21 protein-coding genes are annotated in these 22,418 nt (G+C 70.7%); 7 read left to right on the top strand and 14 right to left on the bottom strand.

Going from position 1 to position 22,418, the window contains the following annotated elements:
- The first annotated feature begins 61 nt into the window (after positions 1–61).
- From BM339_RS05695 to BM339_RS05685, 3 genes are read left to right on the top strand one after another with little or no spacing between them, the layout of a single operon-like run.
- Positions 62–1,150, top strand: coding sequence for an FAD-dependent monooxygenase (locus BM339_RS05695; protein WP_075020081.1), 1,089 nt, complete (start codon positions 62–64; stop codon positions 1,148–1,150).
- A 16-nt stretch (positions 1,151–1,166) separates the two neighbouring features.
- Positions 1,167–2,888, top strand: a complete 1,722-nt coding sequence (locus BM339_RS05690) for a CocE/NonD family hydrolase (protein WP_075020169.1) — start codon at positions 1,167–1,169, stop codon at positions 2,886–2,888.
- Positions 2,885–4,126 carry a metal-dependent hydrolase family protein gene (locus tag BM339_RS05685; RefSeq protein WP_021594720.1) on the top strand — a complete coding sequence of 414 codons (1,242 nt, stop codon included), beginning with the start codon at positions 2,885–2,887 and terminating at the stop codon, positions 4,124–4,126. The genes BM339_RS05690 and BM339_RS05685 overlap by 4 nt, the downstream gene beginning before the upstream one ends.
- A 21-nt stretch (positions 4,127–4,147) precedes the next feature.
- Here BM339_RS05685 and BM339_RS05680 read toward each other — a convergent pair whose 3' ends face one another.
- Positions 4,148–4,591 (bottom strand): hypothetical protein, encoded by a 444-nt coding sequence (locus BM339_RS05680; RefSeq protein WP_075020080.1) that lies wholly within the window; start codon positions 4,589–4,591, stop codon positions 4,148–4,150.
- A gap of 159 nt (positions 4,592–4,750) precedes the next feature.
- On the opposite strand from BM339_RS05680, the gene BM339_RS05675 reads away from it, so the two are divergent.
- Positions 4,751–5,881, top strand: a complete 1,131-nt coding sequence (locus tag BM339_RS05675; RefSeq protein ID WP_218163567.1) for a serine hydrolase domain-containing protein — start codon at positions 4,751–4,753, stop codon at positions 5,879–5,881.
- Here BM339_RS05675 and BM339_RS05670 read toward each other — a convergent pair.
- A complete protein-coding gene (locus BM339_RS05670; protein ID WP_244938877.1) occupies positions 5,878–6,255 on the bottom strand; it encodes a LysR family transcriptional regulator in 378 nt (125 codons plus the stop codon). The two genes, BM339_RS05675 and BM339_RS05670, sit on opposite strands and share 4 nt — an antisense overlap.
- 143 nt (positions 6,256–6,398) lie before the next feature.
- On the opposite strand from BM339_RS05670, the gene BM339_RS05665 reads away from it, so the two are divergent.
- From BM339_RS05665 to BM339_RS05655, 3 genes are all read left to right on the top strand, one after another.
- The gene (locus tag BM339_RS05665; protein ID WP_075020078.1) at positions 6,399–6,917 is read left to right on the top strand and encodes an SDR family NAD(P)-dependent oxidoreductase; all 519 of its coding nucleotides are present in this window, start codon (positions 6,399–6,401) and stop codon (positions 6,915–6,917) included.
- A gap of 13 nt (positions 6,918–6,930) precedes the next feature.
- Complete coding sequence (locus tag BM339_RS05660; RefSeq protein ID WP_177287620.1) at positions 6,931–7,371, top strand: nuclear transport factor 2 family protein; 441 nt, start codon at positions 6,931–6,933, stop codon at positions 7,369–7,371.
- A gap of 370 nt (positions 7,372–7,741) precedes the next feature.
- Positions 7,742–8,749 carry a SagB/ThcOx family dehydrogenase gene (locus BM339_RS05655; protein ID WP_075020167.1) on the top strand — a complete coding sequence of 336 codons (1,008 nt, stop codon included), beginning with the start codon at positions 7,742–7,744 and terminating at the stop codon, positions 8,747–8,749.
- On the opposite strand, the gene BM339_RS05650 is transcribed toward BM339_RS05655, so the two are convergent.
- The 12 genes from BM339_RS05650 to BM339_RS05595 are packed head-to-tail and all read right to left on the bottom strand — an operon-like array spanning position 8,739 to position 22,204.
- Positions 8,739–9,287, bottom strand: coding sequence for a cysteine dioxygenase family protein (locus BM339_RS05650; RefSeq protein ID WP_021594712.1), 549 nt, complete (start codon positions 9,285–9,287; stop codon positions 8,739–8,741). The genes BM339_RS05655 and BM339_RS05650 overlap by 11 nt on opposite strands.
- Before the next feature lie 27 nt (positions 9,288–9,314).
- The gene (locus BM339_RS05645) at positions 9,315–10,481 is read right to left on the bottom strand and encodes a MalY/PatB family protein (RefSeq protein WP_075020076.1); all 1,167 of its coding nucleotides are present in this window, start codon (positions 10,479–10,481) and stop codon (positions 9,315–9,317) included.
- On the bottom strand, positions 10,474–12,153 hold the full coding sequence (locus BM339_RS05640; protein WP_075020075.1) for a rhodanese-like domain-containing protein: 1,680 nt from the start codon (positions 12,151–12,153) through the stop codon (positions 10,474–10,476). The genes BM339_RS05645 and BM339_RS05640 overlap by 8 nt, the downstream gene beginning before the upstream one ends.
- 23 nt (positions 12,154–12,176) lie before the next feature.
- Positions 12,177–14,501 carry a molybdopterin-dependent oxidoreductase gene (locus BM339_RS05635; protein ID WP_075020166.1) on the bottom strand — a complete coding sequence of 775 codons (2,325 nt, stop codon included), beginning with the start codon at positions 14,499–14,501 and terminating at the stop codon, positions 12,177–12,179.
- Positions 14,498–15,892 carry an amidase gene (locus tag BM339_RS05630; protein ID WP_075020074.1) on the bottom strand — a complete coding sequence of 465 codons (1,395 nt, stop codon included), beginning with the start codon at positions 15,890–15,892 and terminating at the stop codon, positions 14,498–14,500. The genes BM339_RS05635 and BM339_RS05630 overlap by 4 nt, the downstream gene beginning before the upstream one ends.
- Complete coding sequence (locus BM339_RS05625; RefSeq protein ID WP_075020073.1) at positions 15,893–16,504, bottom strand: DUF1989 domain-containing protein; 612 nt, start codon at positions 16,502–16,504, stop codon at positions 15,893–15,895. It lies immediately after the preceding gene.
- Entirely contained in the window at positions 16,501–17,541 is a 1,041-nt protein-coding gene (locus tag BM339_RS05620) for a M14 family metallopeptidase (protein WP_021594706.1), read from the bottom strand. The genes BM339_RS05625 and BM339_RS05620 overlap by 4 nt, the downstream gene beginning before the upstream one ends.
- A complete protein-coding gene (locus BM339_RS05615; protein WP_075020072.1) occupies positions 17,538–18,305 on the bottom strand; it encodes an ATP-binding cassette domain-containing protein in 768 nt (255 codons plus the stop codon). Before BM339_RS05615 ends, BM339_RS05620 begins: the two co-directional genes overlap by 4 nt.
- Positions 18,295–19,074, bottom strand: coding sequence for an ABC transporter ATP-binding protein (locus BM339_RS05610; RefSeq protein WP_075020071.1), 780 nt, complete (start codon positions 19,072–19,074; stop codon positions 18,295–18,297). The genes BM339_RS05615 and BM339_RS05610 overlap by 11 nt, the downstream gene beginning before the upstream one ends.
- Positions 19,071–20,135: a branched-chain amino acid ABC transporter permease gene (locus tag BM339_RS05605; RefSeq protein ID WP_083597264.1), complete on the bottom strand. Its 1,065-nt coding sequence runs from the start codon at positions 20,133–20,135 to the stop codon at positions 19,071–19,073. Before BM339_RS05605 ends, BM339_RS05610 begins: the two co-directional genes overlap by 4 nt.
- Positions 20,132–21,007, bottom strand: coding sequence for a branched-chain amino acid ABC transporter permease (locus tag BM339_RS05600; RefSeq protein ID WP_021594702.1), 876 nt, complete (start codon positions 21,005–21,007; stop codon positions 20,132–20,134). The genes BM339_RS05605 and BM339_RS05600 overlap by 4 nt, the downstream gene beginning before the upstream one ends.
- A gap of 39 nt (positions 21,008–21,046) precedes the next feature.
- Positions 21,047–22,204 (bottom strand): ABC transporter substrate-binding protein, encoded by a 1,158-nt coding sequence (locus BM339_RS05595; RefSeq protein ID WP_075020070.1) that lies wholly within the window; start codon positions 22,202–22,204, stop codon positions 21,047–21,049.
- Positions 22,205–22,418: the final 214 nt, after the last annotated feature.

Genomic DNA, 22,418 nt, shown 5'->3' with positions numbered 1-22,418 from the left:
CCGGCCCCGCGCCCGGCGCGGAAACGTAGAGAATTCACAGCCATTCCAGGAGGTACGACAGGTGCGTGCAATTGTTGCCGGTGGCGGGATCATCGGGCTCACCACCGCGATCGCGTTGCACAGGCGGGGCATCGAGGCGGTGATCCACGAGCAGGCGCCGGAGATCCGGGCGGCCGGCGCGGGGCTCGGGTTGTGGGCGAACGCGATGGCGGTCTTCGACGAGCTGGGGCTGGGCGAGCGGGTGCGCGCCATCGGCCGGCCCGCGGAGATGTACTTCCGGAACCACGCGGGCGAACTGATCCAGCCTTCCGGGTTCTCCGACGACGACCACCGGTACCTTCTGGTGCACCGGGCCAAGCTGAACGACCTGCTCGCCGATGCGGTGGGCCGGGACGACATCCGCCTGAACTCGCGGCTGGTCGGCTACGACGAGACCGACGCCGCCGTGACCGCCCGTTTCGGTGACGGCACGACCGCCGAGGCGGACGTGCTCGTCGGCGCCGACGGCGCGTACTCGGTCGTCCGGTCCCTGCTGCTTCCGGGCAGCGACGCCGTGGAGCACAAGGGCCATCACGCGTGGCGCGCGGTCGTCCGGCCGCCGGCGGGCGTCACCGTCGACCGCAGCGTCATCGTGCTCGGTGAAGAGCGCACCCGCGGCGGATATGTGCCCACGGTCGACGGCACCGTGTACTGGCTGGTCAACCAGTTCGACGCCGATCCCCTGCGGGGCACTCCGAAAGAGCAGGCCGCGGAACGTGCCGCGTTCCTCGACACGACGGGCTGGAATCCGGCCCTGCTCGAACTGATCGCGTCGACGCCGGACGACCAGGTGCTGCACAACCAGATCATGCTGGTGCCGCCGCTGCCCCGGTGGGTCTCGCAGCGGGTCGTCCTCGCCGGCGACTCCGCTCACGCGCTCTCCCCGCACATCACGGCGGGTGCGTCGCTGGGCGTCGAGGACGCGCTGCTGCTGGCCCGGCTGCTCGCCTCGTCCGGCGGGGTGGCCGCCGCGCTGGCCGAGTACGAACAGGACCGGATCCCGCACTACCGAAAGGTCAACGAGCTGGCCAAGACGGTGGAGGACTCCGCGACGCCGGAGGAGTTCGCCGCCAACTACGTGGCCTTCAGCCACTGGATGCTCAACCGGTAGAGACATGGAGAACCGGATGGGCTTGTGCATCGACGCCAACGTCGCCGTGCCGATGCGTGACGGCGTCACGCTGGCGACCGATCTGTGGCGACCGGCCGGGGACGGCCCGTGGCCGGTCCTGCTCGCGCGCACTCCGTACGGCCGGACCTCCACCGCCCACCTGGGCAACCCGAAGCTGCCGGACATCCGCGCCCTGGTCGACAGCGGCTACCTGGCCGTCGTCCAGGACGTGCGCGGCACCGGAGAGTCGCCGGGGCTGATGGAACCGCACCGCTTCGATCAGAGCGACACCGTCGACACGCTGGCGTGGATCGCCGACCAGGCGTGGTGCGACGGCAACGTGGGGATGTGGGGCGCGTCGTACATGGGCTTCCCGCAGTGGCAGGCGGCCACCGAGGCGCCGCCGGTCCTGCGCGCGATCGCTCCCGCGATGACCTCGGCGGACATCTACCGGGCCTGGTACTCCCCGCAGGGCGCGGTGTCGCAGGGCACGCTGTTCAACTGGTCGGCCCGCATGGCCGTGGCCAACCTGTCGCGCCCGCGCGGCGACGGCCCGCCGGATCCGCGGGACGCGGCAACGGTCCGAGCCGCGCTCGAAGACGTCGACGCGCTGTACTCGCTGCCGGTCGATGGCGCTCTCCTGCGGGGCCTGCCCTGGCTCGGCGAGATGCTCGCCAACCCCGACTACGACACGTACTGGAAGCGCCTGGCCGCGCTGGAGCGCAGCTCGGCGATCACCGTTCCGGCGCTGAACGTGACCGGCTGGTACGACGTGTTCGCGCGCGAGGTCGTCCGCTCGTACACCACCATGCGCCGCGACGGCGGCGGCGTTCCCGCCAGGGAGGGCCAGCGGTTGATCATCGGCCCGTGGGGCCACGGTGACGGCGCGGACCTGGGAATCTTCCCCGACCGGTCGTTCGGGCTCGCGGGGTCCGTCAAGGCGGCGGCGATCACCCGGGCCCATCTGCGGTTCTTCGACCGGTGGCTGAAGGGGTGCGCCGAGGCCGACCAGGGTGCGCGGGTGCGCATCTTCGTCATGGGCCTGGACCGGTGGCGCGACGAGGACGACTGGCCGCTTCCCGACACCCGGTACGAGGATTACTTCCTGCACAGCTCGGGACGGGCCAACAGTTCCAAGGGAGACGGGCGGTTGCATCGCCGCGCCGCCGCCGACGACCGCAACGACTCGTACTCCTACGATCCGCTCGATCCGGTCCCGACCGTGGGCGGAGCGACTCTGGGCTTCGACGGAGTGGCCGGCCCGGCCGATCAGACCGACGTGGAATGCCGTGACGACGTCCTCTGCTACACCGGCGAACCCCTCCAGGAACCGCTGGAGGTCACCGGCCACGTCACCCTCAGCGTGCACGTGTCCTCGACAGCGGCCGACACGGACGTCACCGGCAAACTCGTCGACGTCTTCCCCGACGGCCGCGCCATCATCCTGTGCGAGGGCCTGTGGCGGATGCGGTACCGCGACTCCCTGAGCCGGCCACGGCCCCTGGAACCCGGCCAGATCGTCGAGGCCACCGTCGACATGGGCGTGACGTCGAACGTGTTCGGCCCCGGACACCGCGTCCGGCTTGAGGTGTCGAGCAGCAACTTCCCGCGGTACGACCGGAACACCAACGGCGGCGACCCCGCCATGTCCACGACGCGGGTCGCTCTCAACCGCGTCTTCCACGGACCGGCCCACCCCAGCCGGCTGACGCTCCCGGTCATCGCGAGGCCCCGATGAGCACGCGTCAGCGCATCGAGGCCGACCTGCTGATCCCCGGCCGGGGCGGTCCCGTCCGCGACGGCGTCGTCGTCATCGACGGCGCCGCCATCGCGTACGCGGGCCCGCGCGCCGGTGCCCCGATCGACGACCCGCCGGTCGAGCCGGTGCACGCGCGAACCGTGATGCCCGGCATGTGGGACTGTCACACGCACGTCAAAGGCGGCCGTCCGGGCGCCTTCGACGACGTCCGGCTGGTGCAGGAACATCCCGCGACGCGGGCGGCCCGGGGCGTGCAGGGGCTGCGCCGCGCCCTCGACGCCGGGGTCACCAGCATCCGCGAGGTCGGCGGAATGGGGCTGCATCTCGCCCCGGTGGTCGCCGAGGGCCACCTTCCCGGCCCGACGATCCACGCCGCGGGCGCCGTCCTGTCCGCCACCGGCGGCCACGGCGACATCCACGGCCTCCCGGCGGAGTGGGTCCACGACTGTGCCCGGATGGGCACCGAATTCCAGCTGGCCGACGGCGAGGCCGAATGCGCCAAGGCGGTCCGCGCACAGATCCGGCGCAACGCCCGGGTCATCAAGGTGTGCGCGTCCGGCGGCGTGCTCAGCGTCATCGACGATCCGGACCACCAGGAGTTCACCGTCCGCGAACTGCGCACCATCGTGGAGGTCGCCGGGCTCGCGGAACGCGGTGTCGCGGCCCACTGCCACGGCAAGGCGGGCATCATGGCGGCCCTGGAGGCCGGCGTGCTCACCATCGAGCACGGCAGCCACCTCGACGACGAGGCATGCACGGCGATGAGGGAAGCCGGCGCGATCCTCGTGCCGACGCTGACCATCGTCCGGGAACTGCTCGACGCCGGAGGGCTCCCGCCGTACGCGGCCCGCAAGCTCGCCGGCATCGCCCGCGCCCACCGGGACAACATCGCCCGCGCCCACCAGGCCGGCGTGCGGATCGCCATGGGCACCGACATCCAGAGCAGCGGCGACGCCCCCGCCGCCTGGGGCCGCCACGGGCGCGAGGCGGTGCTGCTCAACGACATCGGCATGGACCCGCTGGACGTCATCGAAGCCGCCACGGCCAACGGCCCCGCCACCCTCGGTCGCCAGGCACCCCGCTCCGGCCTCCTCCAGGAAGGATTCGACGCGGACATCCTCGCCATCGACGGCGACCCCCTGAGCGACATCTCCCTTCTCGCCGACCCGTCCAGAATCACCGCGGTCTGGCAGGCCGGCACTCAGGTGAAGGGCTGATGCGGGGCGAGCGCCTGCGGGTCACTTCCCCACGGTTGCCTGGACGGTCTCGACCTCTTCGACGTCCTGCACGGGGAGCGTCGTACCGCCGGCGAGCGCCAGGCTCAGCGCCACCGCGGCCAAGCCGATCGCGGACCGCCACCGCGGCCTCCGGGCCGCCCTCGGCCCGGTCGCGGTGACCTGCCCGCCGACCGCGATGCGCTTCCTGGCGGCCACCCAGGACGCCGCCTCGCCGTCGTCCAGCCCGCACGCCAGGACGAAGGCGACCAGCAGCTCCTCGCGGGGCAGGGTCGTGCGGCCGAGCGCGGTGGACGCGGTCGAGTAGGGCAGCACGCGACCGGCGTCGGCGGCCCGGCGCTCCAGTTGCCGGTAGCTGAGGCCCGACCAGGCCTTGAGCCGGCGGAGCGCGGCGATGAACTCGGCCTCGTCGCAGGCCGCGGCGGGCGACGGTGGCGGTGCGGTCACGATCTCACCCCGATGCTCGTTGATCGCCCCACTATGCCCCACGCTGACCAGCCCGTACACCGTCTCGCACAAGTTCGGACGGCGTGACCTCTTGATCGACGCGGCCCGCCACGGCGAGCCTCTGGCGCATCCCCCGCGAGACACTGCTCTGGAGGCCGCATGCAACGGATCAATCCGCTCTCCTTCGCCATGGCGCTCACGACCGCGCTGGCCTTGACGGGCTGCGGCAGCGCCATGGGCGTGCCGAGGGCCGCCCGTAGCGCCGAGCCCGTCGACCGTTCGATCGCCCGTTACCTCGACCGCACGCTGCCCAATGGGCCGGGCGGTACCGTGGTCGCCGCCCGCGGCGCCGAGCTCGCGCACTGCAAAGGCTTCGGCCTGGCGGACCGGACGTCCGGGAGCCCGGCCAGCTGCGACACCGTGTACGACGTCATGTCGATCACCAAGCAGTTCACCGCAGCCGCGATCATGAAGCTGGAGATGATGGGCCGGCTCCGGACGACCGACCGGATCGGCACCGTCCTCGGCCCGGTGCCCGCGGACAAACGGGGCATCACCCTGCATCACCTACTGACCCACAAGGCCGGGCTGGCCGAGGGACTCGGCGACGACTACGAGCCCGTCTCCCGCGACGGGATGCTGGGCAGGGCGCTGAAATCCAAGCTGGTCTCCCGCCCCGGCACGGAATTCCACTACTCGAACACCGGGTTCAGCGTGCTCGCCGCCATCGTCGAGAAGGTGTCAGGGACCAGCTACGAGCGGTTCCTGGCAAAGCACTTGTTCGCACCGGCGGGCATGACGCAGACGGGCTATGTGCTGCCGAAATTCTCCCGTGCCCAGGTGGCCGTCGAGTACGACGAAGAGGGCACGAGCCAAGGCCGTCCGCTCGATCACCCCTGGGCCGCCGACGGACCGTACTGGTACCTGCGCGGCAACGGCGGCATGCTGTCCACCGGCCGTGACATGTTCAGATGGCACCGCGCGCTGCTCGGCGACACGATCCTCAGCGCCGACGTGAAGGCCAGGATGTTCGAGCCTCACGCTCGGATCCCCGGCACCGAGGCCGCCTACGGATACGGCTGGGGCGTCCTGCACACCAAGGACGGCCGAGTCGCCTGGCACAACGGCGGAAACGACTGGTCCTTCGCCAGCTACAGCCGCATATTGCGCGACGGAACCATGGTCTTCTGGGTCACCAACCAGGCCTCACAGGCAGACCAGTGGAACCTTGAGGATCGCGAACTGGAAATGAACCAGGCCCTGGCCGACCACGCCCGCGACACCGACTAGGAATCCGCCGCCAGATGCCTGACCACGCCGGCGAAGTCGGTCACGGGGCGGGACGCGCCGTCCAGGGGCCAGCACAGCGCCTCGAAAGCGACGCGCAGCACACGCGCGCGTTCGGCCGCCGCCACGCGCGTGACGCGCTGGGCCGCCTGCCAGTCGGCGACGAGGCGGCGGGCGGCCGGGAGGAGGGACTCGCCCGCGGCGGTCAGCCGCACCTCGCGTCCGTCGCGCTCGAACAGGGTGGTGCGCAGACCGTCCTCCAGCGCGCGGATCCGGCGGCTGAGCGCCGGCTGGGAGACGAACAGGCGCTCGGACGCCCGGGTGAAGTTGAGCTGCTCCGCGACCTCGATGAAGTAACGCAGGGAACGTGTGTCCACGTCCACGCCTCCACCTCCCGTGACGGGGCCTCGAACCTCGTGATCTATGCGTTCTGCGCATCACGATAGGTCTTGGACACGCCCGGGTGAATCGCGGTCTGCTGGATCCGCGGCGGAACCATCATCCTGACGGGAGTAGAAGAATGCTGCCTCGATCCTCCTCTCGACGCCACGTCCTGGCCGCGGGTGCCGCCGGGCCGGCGGGGACGCTGACCGGTGGCCCGAGCGCCTTCGCCGACCCCCGTCCGAGCCCCACCGGCCCGAACGGCCGGTTCGCCCGCAAGACGGTCCTCGTCACCGGCGCGACCTCGGGCACCGGCAAGGCGACCGCCTACGCCATCGCCCGGGAAGGCGGACGGGTGATGTTCTGCGGCCGCCGCGCCGACCTGGGCCGTGCCAACGAACGGGAGATCCGCGCGTTCGGGGGCGAGGCGACCTACCACCGGGCCGACGTGCGCGCGGAACGGGACGTGTCCGGGCTGGTCGCGGCCTGCGTGGCGAAAGATGGCCGGATCGACATCGCGGTCAACAACGCCGGGATCGAGACGCCCCGTCCGGCGCCCCTGCACGAGCAGCCGGTCGAGGACTTCGACGGGGTCTGGCGCACCAACGCCCGCGGCTTCGCCACCATCGACGCCTCCGGCGGCTACCTGACCGGCTGACGAGGGGATGATCATGAGAACCGCGATCACGTCGGCCGCGCTCCTTCTCCTCGCGGTCGGCATGGGGGCCTGCGGGAGCGGCGAGCCCGCCGCTGACGACCGGTCCGCCGCCGCCCGGGAACGACCCGATCCGGTGGTCCAGGTCGCCGCGCAGGCCGGCCGGTACGTCGACGCCGTCAACAGGCGCGACCTGGACGCACTGGTGGAGTCCTTCGCCCCCGGCGGAAAGATCGTGGACGTGTCGCGTGAGATCAGCGGCCGTCCCGCGATCCGCGACTGGGCCCGCGACGAAGTCATCGGCGGGCGGCTCGAAGTGCTGTCGGTGACCCGCACAGCCGGCGGTCAGGACCTGCTCGTCCACTGGGCTCCGCGGGGCGGCACGGGGTGGCGCGCCCACTACAGGTTCACCTTCCAAGGCGACCGCATCGCGCTGGCCGACCTGCAATACGCGTGACCGCGCGGCCCGGGGCGGCCAAGCGCTCACGATCCATGAAGCCGGAATGAAGCCTGTTCGTGAAAGGCTCCCGATTGCCTTGTCCATCGCGGTTGGGAGAATGCCATGCGGACGGTTTCGATGAAGACGCGACCGGTGGTCCGGACCGAGCGGCCCAAGGGAGGCGCCGTCGTTCTGAACCCCTGGTGGACCTGAACGATGAGGCAGGGGCCTGGGCTCAGGCGCCTGGGCCCCAGTTCCACTTCCCCGTCACATCTGGTTTGGAGCCTTCATGCGTCTTCGTCGTTCCCGTTGCCTGATGTGCTATTGGAACGACGGCCAATTCGTCCTGCACCCGTATCCCTCGGGCACGCCGGTCACGGTGCATCCGGTGGCGGCTGAGATCCTGTCGGCATTCGAGGACTGGTGCGGTGTCGAGGAGGCGGCCAAGACGCTGGACCACCTGACCCTTGAGACCATCGACGAGGCGGCCCAGGCTCTGCTCGACGCCGGGGCGCTCGTCGCCGAGGACACCCCCGAGGCTGAGCGGGACGCGCGTGTGGACCGCGACTGGGGCGCCTGGACCCCGGAGGCGTCCTTCTTCCACTACGCGGTCCAGGACGTCTACGACGACATCCCTCTCATCGACGAACCGCTGGTCGTCGAGCCGGCCGAGGTGCCCGCCGTGTTCACCGGCTTTCCGGACGCGCCGCGGCTGCCGCTCCCCCGCCGTCCCGCCGATCTTCGGGCCCCGTACGAGCAGGTCCTGTACCGGCGCCGCACGCACCGCGATTTCCTGGCCGCCCCGGTGGGCCTGGACGTGCTCGCCGCGCTCATGGCCGCCGTGTTCGGCCCCGTCGACTTCGTGGACAGCGGGCAGGGGCCGGTCTTCCGCCGGACCAGCCCCCAGGGCGGCGCCCGCCAGGAGATCGACGCGTACGTGGGCGTCCTCGACGTCTCCGGCCTCGATCCCGGCTGGTACCACTACAACGCGCTGCAGCACAGCCTGGAACTGCTCACCGAAGGGCTGACCGGGCAGGAGGCCGGGTACCTGTGCGCCGACCAGGACTGGTGCGGCGACGCGGCGTTCCTGATCGTCCTCGCCGCCCGGCTGGAGCGCATGAACGTCAAGTACCGCGCGCCGCGCACCTATCGCGCCTGCCTGCTCGACGCCGGCCACCTCGCCCAGACCTTCGCGCTGACCGCCACCGCGCTGGGTCTCGGGCCCGCCCAGACCGCGGCCTTCCGCGACTCCGCCGTCGCCGAGCGGTGCCGCCTCGACAACACCGGCCGCACCCCGCTGTACGTCCTGGCCGGCGGCATCCCCCACCCGGACCCGCGGCGCGTCCCGGCGCCGGCCACGCCCGCCACCTGGCGCGACATCACTCTCAGCAGTTGAAGTACTTTCCGCTCGCGAATTCCTGCATGTCGTCTCCGTTCAGTGACCAGCGGCGGCGGCGGAGGCCCGTCAGGTCCTTTCCGTACACGTGGATCTCCACCGTGTCGGTGTCGGTCAGGTTGTGCATCGAGTGGATGTCGTCGTCCGGGACGAGGACGGAGACGGCGCCCGCGGCGTGCCGGTGGTGGTCGACCGGGTTGAGGGTGTCGTCGCCGGCGAGTTCGTAGCGCCGCTCCTCGATGCGGTTGGAGATCAGCCCGATGGCCCCCCAGGTCTCGTGGGTGTGGGGAGGGGCGACCTCCCCGGGCGCCCACACGATCGAGCTGATCGTGAAGGTGGGCGAGCGGTGCAGGATGTACCGTCCGCGGCCGTTGTGGGCCGCTGACCGCCGGGTGAACTCGACCGGGATCGGGGCCGGCCGGGTGACGAGCTCCTGCAGGAGTTCGGAGACCGTGGTCGCCAGCGCGTCGTCGGGCATCCTGTCCTCGGCGGTGGTGAGGTCGGTCAGGTCGTGGATGAACTGTTCGAGTGCGCTCATGCGTCGTCTTCCTTCGTGGTCGTCGGGTCAGGTGACGGTGAGGGCCGCCTCCATGCGGTCCAGGGCCTCGGCGAGGATGAGGGGCGAGGTCGCGAAGTTCAGGCGTGCCCACGTCGGGCAGGAGGCGGCGAAGTCCTCGCCTGCCTGGAGGGCGAGGCGAGCGGTCTTCAGAAGGTGCTCGTGAGCCGACGCTCCGCCGGGCGGCAGCCGCGTGAAGTCCAGCCACGCGAAGTACGTGCCTTCCGGCATGTGGGCGTGGACGTGCGAAGGGCGGGCCGCCACCCAGTCGAAGACCGTACTGCGGTTCAGTTCGAGGATCTCCAGTACGCCGCCCAGCCACCCGTCCGCGTCGGTCCAGGCGGCGATCGTCGCGGCGGCGGCGACGCCCGACACCCTGCCGAGCACCCGGTCGGGGAACGTCGCGGTGAAGCGCCGCCGCAAGGGCTCGGACCCGAAGTGGACGACCGCGCATCGGAGGCCGCCCAGGTTGAACGCCTTCGTGGCCGACTGGAGTGTGATGGTGGTGGCACCGGAATCCTGGGCCACGGTGGAGAAGACGGTGTGGGCGTGGGGGGCGTACACGAGGTCCGCGTGCACCTCGTCGGAGACCACGACGACTCCGTGTTCGAGCGCCACCTCGGACAGGCGCCGGAGTTCCTCGGCGGTGAACACCCGGCCGGTCGGGTTGTGGGGGTTGCAGAGCAGCATCAGCCGCACGTCGGGGCGCGCGGCCTGCCGCCTGAGCAGGTCGAAGTCGATGGCGAACCCGCCCGGTCCATCGACCATCGGCACGTCGGCGACCTTCCGGCCGCTCACCTCGACGCTCCGGACGAACGGGGGGTAGATCGGGCTGAGGACGATGACCCCGTCCCCGGGCTCGCTGTAGGCCATCACGGTCGCCGTGAGGCCCTGCACCAGGTCGGCGATGACGGCCGTCCGGTCGGCCCTGGCCTCCCAGCCGAAGCGGGCGCGCATGCGCGCCGCGAAGGCTTCGCCTACACCGCGGTGCTCGGCGTCGAGCGGGTAGGTGAAGGTCCCCGCTCGCGCCGTCTCCAGCACGGCGCGCCTGACGGCTTCCGCGGGCTGGAAGTCCATGTCGGCGAGCCACATCGGCAGCACGTCATCGGCGTAGGTGCGCCATTTCTTGCCTCCCCGGCCGCGGAGCGTGGCCTCGGCCAGCTCCAGCTCAGTCATGGTCCCCTCCGGGAGAACCTTCGGCCTTCGCCAGCATTTCCGTTCCAAGGCGCTCCTCCCAGTCGAGGTACCGGACCATGTCCTCGCGGTTGCGTTCGAGCAGTTTGGGACGCCGTGCGACGAGTTCCGCGTCTTCCTTGGCCTCGGCCAGCGAAACGTCCGCGCCGTCGAGTCCCTCTTCCGTCGCCCGGCCCGAGGAGATCCACCCGTTGACGCCGCCTCCGAGCACCGAGACGTTCCGGTATCCCATGTCCAGCAGCGTCCTCGCCGCCAGCGTGGAGCGGAGTTCCCGGTCGGAGGCGAGGACGAGCCGGGTCTCGGTGTCGGCCGTCGCGTGGGCGCCGATACGCCGTTCGAGGTCGCCTCGCGGAATCCACAAGGACCCGGGTATGTGGCTCAGCGCGTACTCGCTGCTGCGCCTGACGTCGAGCAGCAGGCCCGTGCCGTCGGCCAGGACGTCCGACAGTTCGCCGCCGTCGATCGTGGGGACGTCGGGTCCGGAGAAGGCGAGGTCGTCCAGGTAGGCGTTCGGATCACCCGTTTCGATGGGGCCGTCGTGTTCCGCGAGGCCGCCCGCGAGCCAGGCGACGCGGCGGTATCCGATCCGCGCCAGGAGCGCGGCTCCGATCCTGGCTCGTGTCTCGGCGCCGGAGTAGCACACGAGGAGCGCGTCGCGGACGGCGAGTTGCTCGTCCACCGCGTTGGCCAGCTGGCCCGCTGGGCAGGAGAGGGCGCCCGGGATGTGTCCTGCCTTGAATTCGTCGACCATGCGGACGTCGATGACGTAGCAGGGTTCGTGACGTTCGCGCAGTGCGGCGAGTTCGGATGCCGGGATGGACAACGCGTGTGTGCCGCGGACGAACTCGTGCGCGAACTCGGCAGATCTCGCCGATCCTCCGGTCCCGGCCTCCGAGCCGGTCCACGGCCTCTGCTCCGTTTCGAGCTCACGGCCCGACATGACCCATGCCATCGTCCCGTTGCGGAGCGCGAACACGTTGTCGAAGCCGGCCTGCCGCAGTAGATAGGCCCCGACGATGCTTCGCGTCCGGCCTGCGCAATGGACGATAATCGGCGCGGTGCGGTCGGCCCGGTCGATGCCGGCGTCGAAGACCGTGGAGACGAGCTCGCCCCCGGGAATGTTGTAGGCACCGGGGATATGGCCCTTGGCGTATTCGCTGGAAGTGCGCGCGTCGAAGATGACGGTTTCCCCTGCCTCAGCCAGGGCCGCGACCTCGTCGGGTTTGAGCTGCCGGACCTCGTCGGTCACCGAGAGCTTCTCACCGAAGGTCTTGCCGAGGACGTTGACCCCGTACACCGGCGAGCGTCCGTCCGCGGCCCATTGGTCGATGCCGCCCCCAAGGACGCGGACGTCTCGATAGCCCATTCGCAGGCAGGTGCGCGCAGCCAGGACGCTTCGATGGTTCCCGTTCGAGTAAAGGACCAGGGGGACGTCCTTCCACGGCACCATACGTTCGAGGCAGATCTCGATGAGTCCTCGTGGAAGTGGGCAGCTGCCGGGGATCTGCCCGAGTGCGTACTCCCCGCGCTCCCGGACGTCCAGCAGAGCATGGGCCTTTCCTGCGGCGCGCCAACGCTCGATCTCGTCGTAATCGATGAAGGCGACATCGGTGAAGACGGCATCAGCAAAGACGTCATGGTCTTCGGCGGTCATCTACGGCTCCTGTCTTCCACGTATCAAGGGCTGCTGTCGAAGGTCCGGGGTGAAGGGGATGGTTCGGCACCGCGCGGGGGCGCGTGAGCCGGCACGGACGGTGCAGGCCCCTTATGAAGGCGTACTTCGACGCTCACCAGCTGACCGGTGCATCCCTGGGCGAGCCGCGACGTGCCGCGGTCGGCGGTCAGGGTGTTCACGTTCCCGTGCCCGCAGGGCGAGTCGACGTCTGAGGGGTCCAAGGGGGCGTACCACGCGCCGGTGGAGAGCTGGACGCACCCCTTCTTGATGTCGGGCGTGAGGACCGCGCCCGCCAGGCAGCTTCCCTGCGCGCTGGTGATGACGACGACGCATCCGGGCGTGATCTCCCGCCGGGCCGCGTCCTCGGGGTGGATCAGCACGGGCTCGCGCCCTCCGACCTTGGTCTCCTGGCTGGCGAGGCCCATGTCCAGCTGGCTGTGCAGCCGGTGTGCGGGCTGGGACGCCAGCAGGGTGAGCGGGTACTGCTCGCTCGGTCCGGCGTCCGGCGGAAGCCAGGTCGGGTGGCCCGGGCAGTCGTCGTAGCCGAACGAACGGATCGTTTCGGAGCAGAGTTCGATGCGCCCGCTGGGCGTGTTCAGCCGGAAGGTCTCCGGGTCACGCGCGAAGTCGCGCAACATGATCTGGTCGTCCGGGACATCCGGCAACTCGGTGTGGCCCGCGCTCCAGAACTCCTCGAAGGGCGGCGGGGCCGCCCCCTGACCGGTGACCTCGCCGCGCCAGCGCTCGTAGATCCGGCGCAGCCAGTCACGTTCCGGGGCGTCCTCGGTGAACGCGGATCCGACGCCCATCGCCGCCGCCAGCTCGCTGAAGGTCTCGTAGTCCGTCCTCGCGTCGCCGGGCGGGTCGCACGCCTGATGCATGGCGATGAGGCACGGGTCGTTCCGCGAGGCGCCGATGTCCGACCGTTCGAAGGACGTCGCGCTCGGGACGACGATGTCCGCGTGCCCGGCCATCGCGGTCCAGAACGGTTCGTGGACGACGACCGTGTCCGGCATCGCCAGCGCCCGGCGGAGCCGCCCGATGTGCTGATGGTGATGGAACGGGTTGCCGCCGCACCAGTAGACGAGCCGTGCGTCCGGATAGCGGTGGACGCCTCCGTTGTATTCGAAGCGGGCTCCCGGATTGAGGAGCATGTCGGCGACTCTCGCGACGGGAATGAACGCGTCGACGGGATTGCGCCCCTGCGGAAGCGTGGGGAGGGGGTTGCGCCGCTGGGGAAGCCCCACGTCGCCCATGGATCCGTAGCCGTGCCCGAAACCGCCCCCGGGCAGGCCGATCTGGCCGAGGACGGCGGCCAGCGCGATCGCCGTCCACGGCGGCTGTTCCCCGTACCGGGCGCGCTGGAGTGACCAGGTGACCGACACGAAGGTCCGGTTCGCCGCCATCCGCAAGGCCAGCGCGTGGATGTCGGCGGCCGCGACACCGGTGATCCCCTCGGCCCATTCCGGGGTCTTCGGGACTCCGTCCTCCAGCCCGAGCAGGTACGCCTCCAGCCGGTCGTAGCCGGCGCAGCGCGTGCGGAGGAACTCGATGTCGTGCAGGTGGCCTGTGACCAGGACCCAGGCGAGGGCCAGCATCATCGCGACGTCGGTGCCGGGATTGATCGGACACCAGTGGACGTCGGCTCCCTCCGGGCAGTCGGTCCGCGAGGGGCTCACGGCGACGACGGTCGTGCCGCCGTCGATGATCCGGCGCAGGGCGGCCGCGCCCCGGTGCCGGGTGATCCCTCCGGGAGCCACCTGCATGTTCTTGGCCGGCAGCCCGCCGAAGGCGACGATCAGGGTGGTGTGCTCGGCGAGCACCGACCAGCCGGTCAGGCCGTGGATCGCGTCCACGTCGGGACCGAGCACGTGGGGAAGGATCACGCTGGACGCGCCCGTGCTGTAGGTGTTGACCGAGCGCGCGTAGCCGCCGACGGTGTTGAGGAATCGGTGCACCTGGCTCTGCGGGTGGTGGAACCGGCCCGCGCTGCCCCACCCGTAGGAGCCGCCGAAGATCGCGGCGTTCCCGTGCAGATCGATGACGCGCTCCAGCTCGGCCGCCAGAAGCGCGGTGAGTTCGGGCCACTCCACGCGGACGAACTCGTCGTGCCCGCGCGCCCTGCTGGGACCGGCTCCGTTCTCCAGCCACCCGCGCCGCACCATCGGGTGGCGGATCCTCGCGGGGTGCCCGTTGGCGGGCGCCATGTTGCGCAGTAGAGAAGAAGGGGCCGGATCGAGTTCGTGCGGGTCGACGGTGAGTCCACCGTCGCCCATCCGGGTGCGGAGCGGGCCCCAGTGGGAGCTGGTCGGTCGGCTCGTGCTCATGTGACCGGCGCCTTCGGCGGCGGCCGGAGGCCGTGCCATCCGGTCGCGTCCTGCACCGTCATGGCGAGGGCGAGGACGTCCCGGTCCCTGCCGAGACCGGCCGCCATCTGGAGTCCCACGGGCAGCCCGTCGGACGCCGTTCCGCACGGAATGGAGACCGCCGGCTGGCCGGTGACGTTGAAGCAGTAGGTGTTGGCGAGCAGCGCGGCCTGGGCCGCCGGCGCCTGGTCGGGGCCGCAGTCGGCGATCCTCGGGGCGGTGACGGGGACCGTCGGGCCGATCACGGCGTCGAAGGGGCGCTGGGCGGCGAGCATCTCCGAGGCGAGCCGCCGCCTCTCCCGCTTGGCCGTCCGGTAACGGGCACCCGGCACCTCCAGGCCCGCCTCCAGCCGCGCCCTGACGTCGTCCCCGTAGTCCCCGGGACGATCGCGGAGCCAGCGACGGTGCACCTGCGCCGCCTCGAACGCCACCACGGTGGCGGTGACGGCGCGGGCCTCCTCCTCGTGGTGCAACTCGACCCAGTCGACGGTGGCGCCGAGCGCTTCGAACGTCTTGAGAGCGGAGTGGACCACCTCGTACACCTCCTGGGAGGCCGCCGCGAGATGCGACCTGACGATTCCGAGGTGCAGCCCCCGCAGCGAATCCCGCCGCCCAGGATCTCCCTGGTCGGAGCCGCCTTCCGGCGGCACGCCCTCCGCGAGCAGACTCCGCAGGACGCGGGTGCACCCGGCCGCCGTACGGCTGAACACGCCGACGGTGTCGCAGGACGGGCTGAGCGGGAACACCTTCGTCGTCGGGACGAGGCCCAGGCTGGGTTTGAAGCCGGTCACGCCCGTCAGGGCGGCGGGGATGCGCACCGACCCCCCGGTGTCCGTCCCGAGCGAGGCGCCGCACGCGCCGACGGCGACCGAGACGGCGCTGCCACCGCTCGATCCGCCGCTCACGCGCCGCGGATCCCACGGGTTCGACGTGGTGCGCGCCTTGGTGTTGACGTTGGTGGCGCCGTAGGCGAACTCGTGCATGTTGGTCTTGCCGACGTGCAGCGCCCCGGCGGACGCCAGCCGCCGCCAGCACTCGGCATCGGCCGGGGCCTTCTCGCTGAACCACGAGGAGCCGGCCGTGGTCGGCAGCCCCGCGACGTCGATGTTGTCCTTGACGCTCACCCCGACGGCGGCCAGCGGGCCGGGCGACCCGCGCAGGAGATCCTCCTCCGCGCGCCGCGCGTCCGCGTGGAGGCGCTCCGCGCTGACCGTCGCGAACGCGCCCGTCGCCGGCTCCCAGCGTTCGATCGCGGCGAGATGGCTCGCGGCGACCTCCGCGGGAGAGGCGTCCCGCCGGAGGACGGCGGCCTGTGTCTCCTCCAGGGTGAGATCGGACAGCGATGTGGACATCTACCCCGCCTCGTCCGGATCGAGGACGGCGACGCTGATGGAGCGCGGGGCGCCGCCGTTGATCGGCATGATGTCCATGGGGCACACGGAGAGGTGCGCGACGAGGTCCCGGTGAGCCCGCAGGCGGACGGAGGAACCGGCGGGCGCCGGCGATTCCAGGAAGGTGAGCCGCCCTTCGGCGTCGATCGGCGAGTTCTGGAACAGGTTCAGCGGATCGGGGAGCACCTCCAGGTCCCCGTGCCCCTCGGCCCGCAGCGCGGACCGCAGGTTGTCGGCGCAGTTGCGGTGCTCCGGTGCACCGAGCTGCCGGTAGCGCCACCGGTCGCAGGGCGGCATCGTCATGTCGTGGATGCCCGGTGACGAATCGGCGACCAGGGTGATCAGAGGTTCGCGGCGCCTGGTGACGAAGGTGCTTCCCACCGCAGGCCGGATCGTGCGCAGGGAGGCGCGCGAGTGGCTCATGGACGCGAACTCGGCCGGGTCGCCGGCCGCGAAGAACCACGCGTCGACGACCTGGCCGCCGAACGTGTTGACCACCTCGATCGTCTGGCCCGACGCGACACGGAAGGTCCCGACGTCGCCGGCTCCGACCGTCGTGTGATGCCCGGTCACGGCGCCTCCCGCAACGGCGCGGTCAGGTCGACGTCGTCCCATTCGGTGGCGACGAAGCCCACGCGGTCGCCGGAGTGGACGATGGGATCGCGCCGGACGCCGATCACGAGAGCGGGAGAGGGCAGCGAGACCGCCTCCACGACGTCCCCGTACACGTTGCGGATCTCACCGAGCGGCCGTCCCGCGGGCACCACGTCACCGGGCTTGGCGAGGGCGCTGAAGAAGCCGCCCTCGGCCGAGGTGACATGGGTCCGCCGTGTCGCCCTGCAGATCGAGGCGGGGCGGTCGACCGGCGCTTCCGGCGGCACGGCCGTCCCCGTCACCGCGGCGAGCCGGAGGAGGCCGCGCACCGCCTTGCCGACGGCCGGGCGGTCGTGCCGGCCCCCCGCGCCCGCCTCCAGCATGAACGCCGGCTTGCCGAGCTCCATCATCTGGTAGTCCAGCGCGCCCTCGATCCGGCCGGGCAGCTCGCCCTGGCCGGACACGTCCATCCGGCAGGCGACGCGCAGCTCGAACAGGGCGAGCAGGGACAGCAGGTCGCGTTCCTCGCCTGCCTTCGGATGGAGTTTGTAGACGCCGTAGTTGCAGGCGTCGAGGAACGGGCCCATCGTGTGGATGTTGACGGCGGTGTCGGCGAGCGGCGACAGCTCGGCGAAGAGACGGTGGGCCAGCCGCTGCGTGCCGAGGAAGTCGGCCCGCCCGGGAAAGCTCTGGTCGAGGTCCGTCCCGTCGAACGGGGAGTGCTTGCGCCGATGGTCGAAGGCCAGCGGATTGGCGACGGGCGTCACGATGACATCGCCGCTCAGCGGGCGGCCCGAGACGGACCGGAAGAACTCCGTCGCCACGATGGGCGCCTGGGACTCGTCGCCGTGCACCGCGGCGTTCACCCACAGGCACGGGCCGTCGCCCGTGCCGCGGGCGATCAGGTAGGGGATGCCGACCGCGTTGCCGCTCGCCAGGCGGCCGGCGTCCATCAGCCCTCGGCCGACGTCTCCGGGAGCCATGCGGGCGAGGTGGTCGGCCACCGTTGAGTTCATCGGGGGTCTCCTCCGGATCTCGAGCGGGAGTCGGCGGCGCCGGGCCGTCCGCCGAGGAAGACGTTCTTCATCTCGGGGTCGTTGAGGATCTCGTCGGCGGGTCCGTCCCGGTGGATCCGGCCGTCCGTCATGACGACGGCGACGTCCGACGCGGCCAGGCCCTCGATCACGTTCTGCTCGACCATGACGACGGACACGCCGCCCGCGGCGATCTCCTGGAGCTTGTCGAAGACCTGGCGGCGGGCCTTCGGGGAGAGCCCGAGCGACGGCTCGTCGATGAGGAGCGCCTTCGGGCGCACCACCATCGCCATGGCGATCTCCAGGAGCTGCTGCTGGCCACCGCTGAGGTTCCCGGCCGCGCGCGCCCGGGAGGCGGCCAGCGCGGGGAACTCCTCCAGCGCCGCCGTGATCGCGGCCGGGCGCTCGTCGCGGGGCAGTGTGTAGGCCCCGAGCCGGAGGTTCTCCAGGACGGTCATCTGCGGGAAGTTGCAGCGGCCCTGCGGAACCAGGCTGATGCCCGCCTTCAGGCGTTTCCAGGCCGGCATCCGGCGGACCTCGACGTCGCTGATCCGGACGGAGCCCGTGCACCAGCGGGTCAGACCGTAGATGCCGTTCAGAAGGGACGACTTGCCGGCACCGTTCGGGCCGACGATGGTCGTGATGCTGCTGTCCGCGAAGCCATGGGTGAGATCGTTGACGATCGGGACGTCCGCCAGGTAGCCCGCGGAGAAGGCGGAGACGCGCAGCCTCGGCTCAGTCCTCATCGTGGTCCGCCTTCCTGCCGAGGAACGCCTCGTACACGGCGGGGTCGTCCCGGATCACCGACGGCGGACCCTCCGCGAGCTTCCGGCCGGCGTCCAGGACGACGACCGAGGAGCAGCAGGTCGTGATGAACTCGACGTTGTGCTCGATGATCAGGAAGGTCTGCCCGTCCTCGTTGGCCTGGAGGACGGCATCACGGATCAGGTCGATCACGCGCGGGTTCACGCCCGCCAGGGGTTCGTCCAGCATCGCGATCCGCGGCTGCGCCCCCAGGACCGAAGCCAGCGTGAGCAGCTTCTTCTGGCCGTAGGAGAGGATCCCCGCCGGTGCGGCCCGGAGCCGTTCGAGACCGAACAGGGTCAGCCAGGCCATCGCGCGGTCCAGGTCGGCGCGCCCCCGCCGGCCGCGGCGGGACCGCTTCGCCCCCGTCAGCCCGCGAAGCGCGAGCTCGATGTGCTCGTCCAGGGTGAGCTCGTCGTACAGCCGCACGGTCTGGAAGGTCCGTGCCAGGCCCGACCTGGCGATGGTGTGGGGCGCCTTGCCGAAGATGGACCGCCCGTCCAGCGTGATCCGGCCCGAGTCCGGGCGGACGAACCCGGTCATGCAGTCCAGAGCCGTCGACTTGCCCGATCCGTTCGGGCCGATGAGCCCGAGAATCGTGCCCACGGTGAGGGTGAAGTCGACGTCCTGCAGCGCGGCGACGCCCATGAAGGATTTTCCGAGGCCGGCCACCTGAAGCGCGGCGGGCGCCTTTCCCTGAGAAGCGTTCATCGGTGCCCCTCGACTCTCATGGCGCGCAGGCGCCTGTTCACCGCCCGCGTTCGGAGAAGCCCTCCGGCGCCCTGCGGGGCGAACAGGAGTCCCGCGACCAGGATCACGCCGTAGATCACCAGGCGGGCCTCGTCGGCCATGCGGAGGAACTCGGGAAGGGCCGAGAACACCACGGCGCTGTAGACGACGGGCCAGAAGGTGCCCGCACCGCCGAGGATGACGATGATGAGCATGACCTGCATCAGGTAGAAGTCGAAGATCGACGGGTCGATCGCCGTGAGCCGGAAGACGTGCAGCGCCCCGGTGAGCCCGGTCACGAACGCGCAGAGGGTGAAGACGGCGAGCTTGTAGGTGTTCGTCGCGTAGCCCTGCGCCTTCGTCAGCGGCTCGTTGTCGCGGATGGCGATCATCACGGTGCCCGCGGACGACCTGACCAGCCGGAGCATGACCCACAGCGCGCACACCGTGAATCCGGCGAGGAGGACGTAGTAGTGGCGCGGGGTCTCGGCCACCAGGTGGACCGAGCCGAGCGACAGTTCCGGGGCGGGCAGCCCGAAGATGCCCTGCCTGCCGCCGGTCACCCCGGTCCATTCCGCCGCGACCAGCGCGCAGAGCAACGAGAAGCTGAGCGTGATGATGGCGAACGCTTCCTGGGACAGGCGCACCGTCACGACGCCGATCACGGCGGCGACCGCCGCCGCGACCACGCCCGCGGAGAGGAAGGCGAAGGGCTGCCAGACACCGGTATGGCTCACGAGCCAGCTGCTCGTGTAGCCGCCGATGCCGACGAAGGCGACCTGCGCGAAGGAGAGCATCCCCACGTAGCCGTAGAGGAGGTTGAAGGCCGTGCCCAGCACCATGAAGGTCAGCGCGAGGCTGGCGACGTCGATGTAGTAGTCGTTGGCGATCACGGCGGGCAGCACCGCGATCATCGCGGCCAGCAGGAGCAGCGGGTGACGTTGGATCGTTCCCATCAGCCGGCCCGCCGGGGACGGTGCCCGCCCCTCGGTCACCCCGCCGGTCTCGGTGGCGCGGTCGTGCGCGCTCATGGCCGCGGTCACACCCGCACCTCCTTGGAGAACAGCCCCTGCGGCCGCACCAGCATGATCACGATCATGAACAGGAAGACGCTGACGCTCTGCGTCATCGCCGACCCGTAGCCGCCGGCGAAGCTCTCCAGGACGCCGACGCCGAAGGCGACGATCACGGCGCCGGGCACGCTGCCCAGGCCGCCGATGACGACGATGGCGAACACCTTGAAGACGATCGTGATGCCCATCTGCGGGCTGACGGTGAACACCGGGGCGAGGGTCGCGCCGGCGAGGCCGGCGAGGCCCACTCCCAGCGCCATCGCGAGCCGGCCGATCCTGGTCGGCGAGATGCCGACGACCAGTGCCGCCGTCGGGTTCTGGGAGACGCCGCGCATGGCCCGGCCCACCTGCGTCCGGTTGAGGAACAGGTAGAGCGCGCCGAGGGCGACGACGGCGACCACGACGATGAGCGCCCGGCCCGCCGGGACCATCACCTCCCCCAGCATGACGTGCCCCTGCGGCCTCGCGTCCTCGGCGAGCTGCCGCGGCCCGGCCCCCCACAGCATGATCGATCCGTTCTGGATGATCATGGCGAGGCCCAGGGTGAGCAGCAGGGTCCGGGAGAACGCGCCGTCGGGGGGAAGGCGCCGCAGCAGGCCCTCGTGCAGGACGGTGCCCAGCGCCGCCATGATCCCGGCGCTCAGCAGGAGACCGGCCCAGTACCCCCCGTGCGGGATCAGGAAGTAGGCGGCGAACGCGCCGAGCATGTACAGGGCGCCATGGGCGAAGTTCACGACATTGAGAACGCCGAAGATGACGGCCAGACCCGCGGCGAGCAGTGCATAGCTGGACCCCAGAATCACCCCGTTGACCAGCAGTTCGAATATGTAGGTCGTATCCACGGGTGGTTACCTCCAACTCCGACCGGCGAAGCGGCCGGATCAGGTGGTGACGTCGGACTCGATGAAGACCTCGCCTTTCTTCAGCTGCAGGATGAACGCCTTGTCGTGCGCCTGGTTGTGGTCATCGAACTTGACCGTGCCGCCGGTCAGCGAAGTCATGTCGGTCGTGACGAGGGCCTTCTGGATGTCGACGGGATCCGAGCTCTTCGCCCGCCGGACGGCGTCCGCGATGACCATCACGGCGTTGTAGCCCTCGAAGGACTCGTAGGTCGGCGCGGTCTTGTGGCGGCTCTGATAGAGCCTGGTGAACTTCGCGTTCTCCGGCGTGTCGATGAGGGAGCTGTAGGGATAGACGCTGGTCGATCCGGCGAACTGCTCCTTCTTGAGGATCTCCAGGTTCTGTCCCTCGAACTCGACCCGTCCGGTCATGGGCAGGCGCAGGCCCGCTCCGGCCGCCTGCCGCAGGAATCCGAGATGGTCGGCGCCCGAGACGTACAGCGCGACGCCCTCGGTCCCGTTGTTGCGGTACTTGCTGATCTGCGTCGAGAAGTCGGCGGTTCCCTGGGCGACGTAGTCGATACCGGTCACCCCGAGGCCCTTCTGCCTGAGCGCCGCGTCGAACGCCTTCGCGCCGGTACGGCCGTAGGTGCTGTCCTCGGCCAGGATCGCCAGCTTCCGGATCTTGCCGGCCGATGCCAGGTGGGTGGCCAGCGCGCCGGCCAGCGTCGCGTCGGACGGGTTGATCCGGAACGTGAACTCGTTGCCGCCCTTGCCCGAGGCGGTGGTGATGTCGGGTGACGTGGACGTCGAGACGATGAAGGGCACCCGGTGGCGTTTCGCCAGCGGCATGGCGGAGAGCGTGACCCCGCTGCAGAGCGCACCGATCACCGTGGACACCCGCTGCTTCGTGATGAGCTTGGTGAGCGAGCTCGCGCCGTCGGTCGGGTTGCACGCGTTGTCCTCGGCGGCGAGCGAGAGCTTCCGCCCTCCGAGGACGCCGCCCTCGTCGTTGACCTGGTCGATGGCGAGCTCGACTCCCCTGCGCTCGTTCTCGCCGAGCGACGCGGCGGACCCCGACAGCGGGGTCGAGAGCCCGATCTTGATCGGTCCCGACCCGTCGCTCCCGGCGGCGCTGCCGCACCCGGCGGCCGCGATTATCAGGGCGGCGGACATCGCGAGCGTTCCCGTACACCTCATCTATGCCTCCAGTCGTTCGGGCATCGCCCTCACGGCACCCGCCGCATGACCGCGGACGAGTTAACGGGACCTGCCCACCCTTCAGCCGCCGCAGCGTTCCCCCGGCATCTCCGGAAGGACGTATCTGCAATCGACTGCACATAGGTACAATCGACTGCAGGAAGCTGCTTTGTCAAGAGGTGCACCGGGCGTTCCCACCGGTTGACCCGCATCG

It is taken from the genome of Actinomadura madurae (genome assembly GCF_900115095.1).
Classification (GTDB): domain Bacteria; phylum Actinomycetota; class Actinomycetes; order Streptosporangiales; family Streptosporangiaceae; genus Spirillospora; species Spirillospora madurae.
Note: the sequence above shows the minus strand (reverse complement) of the source record. Positions and strands in the feature narration are given on the sequence as shown.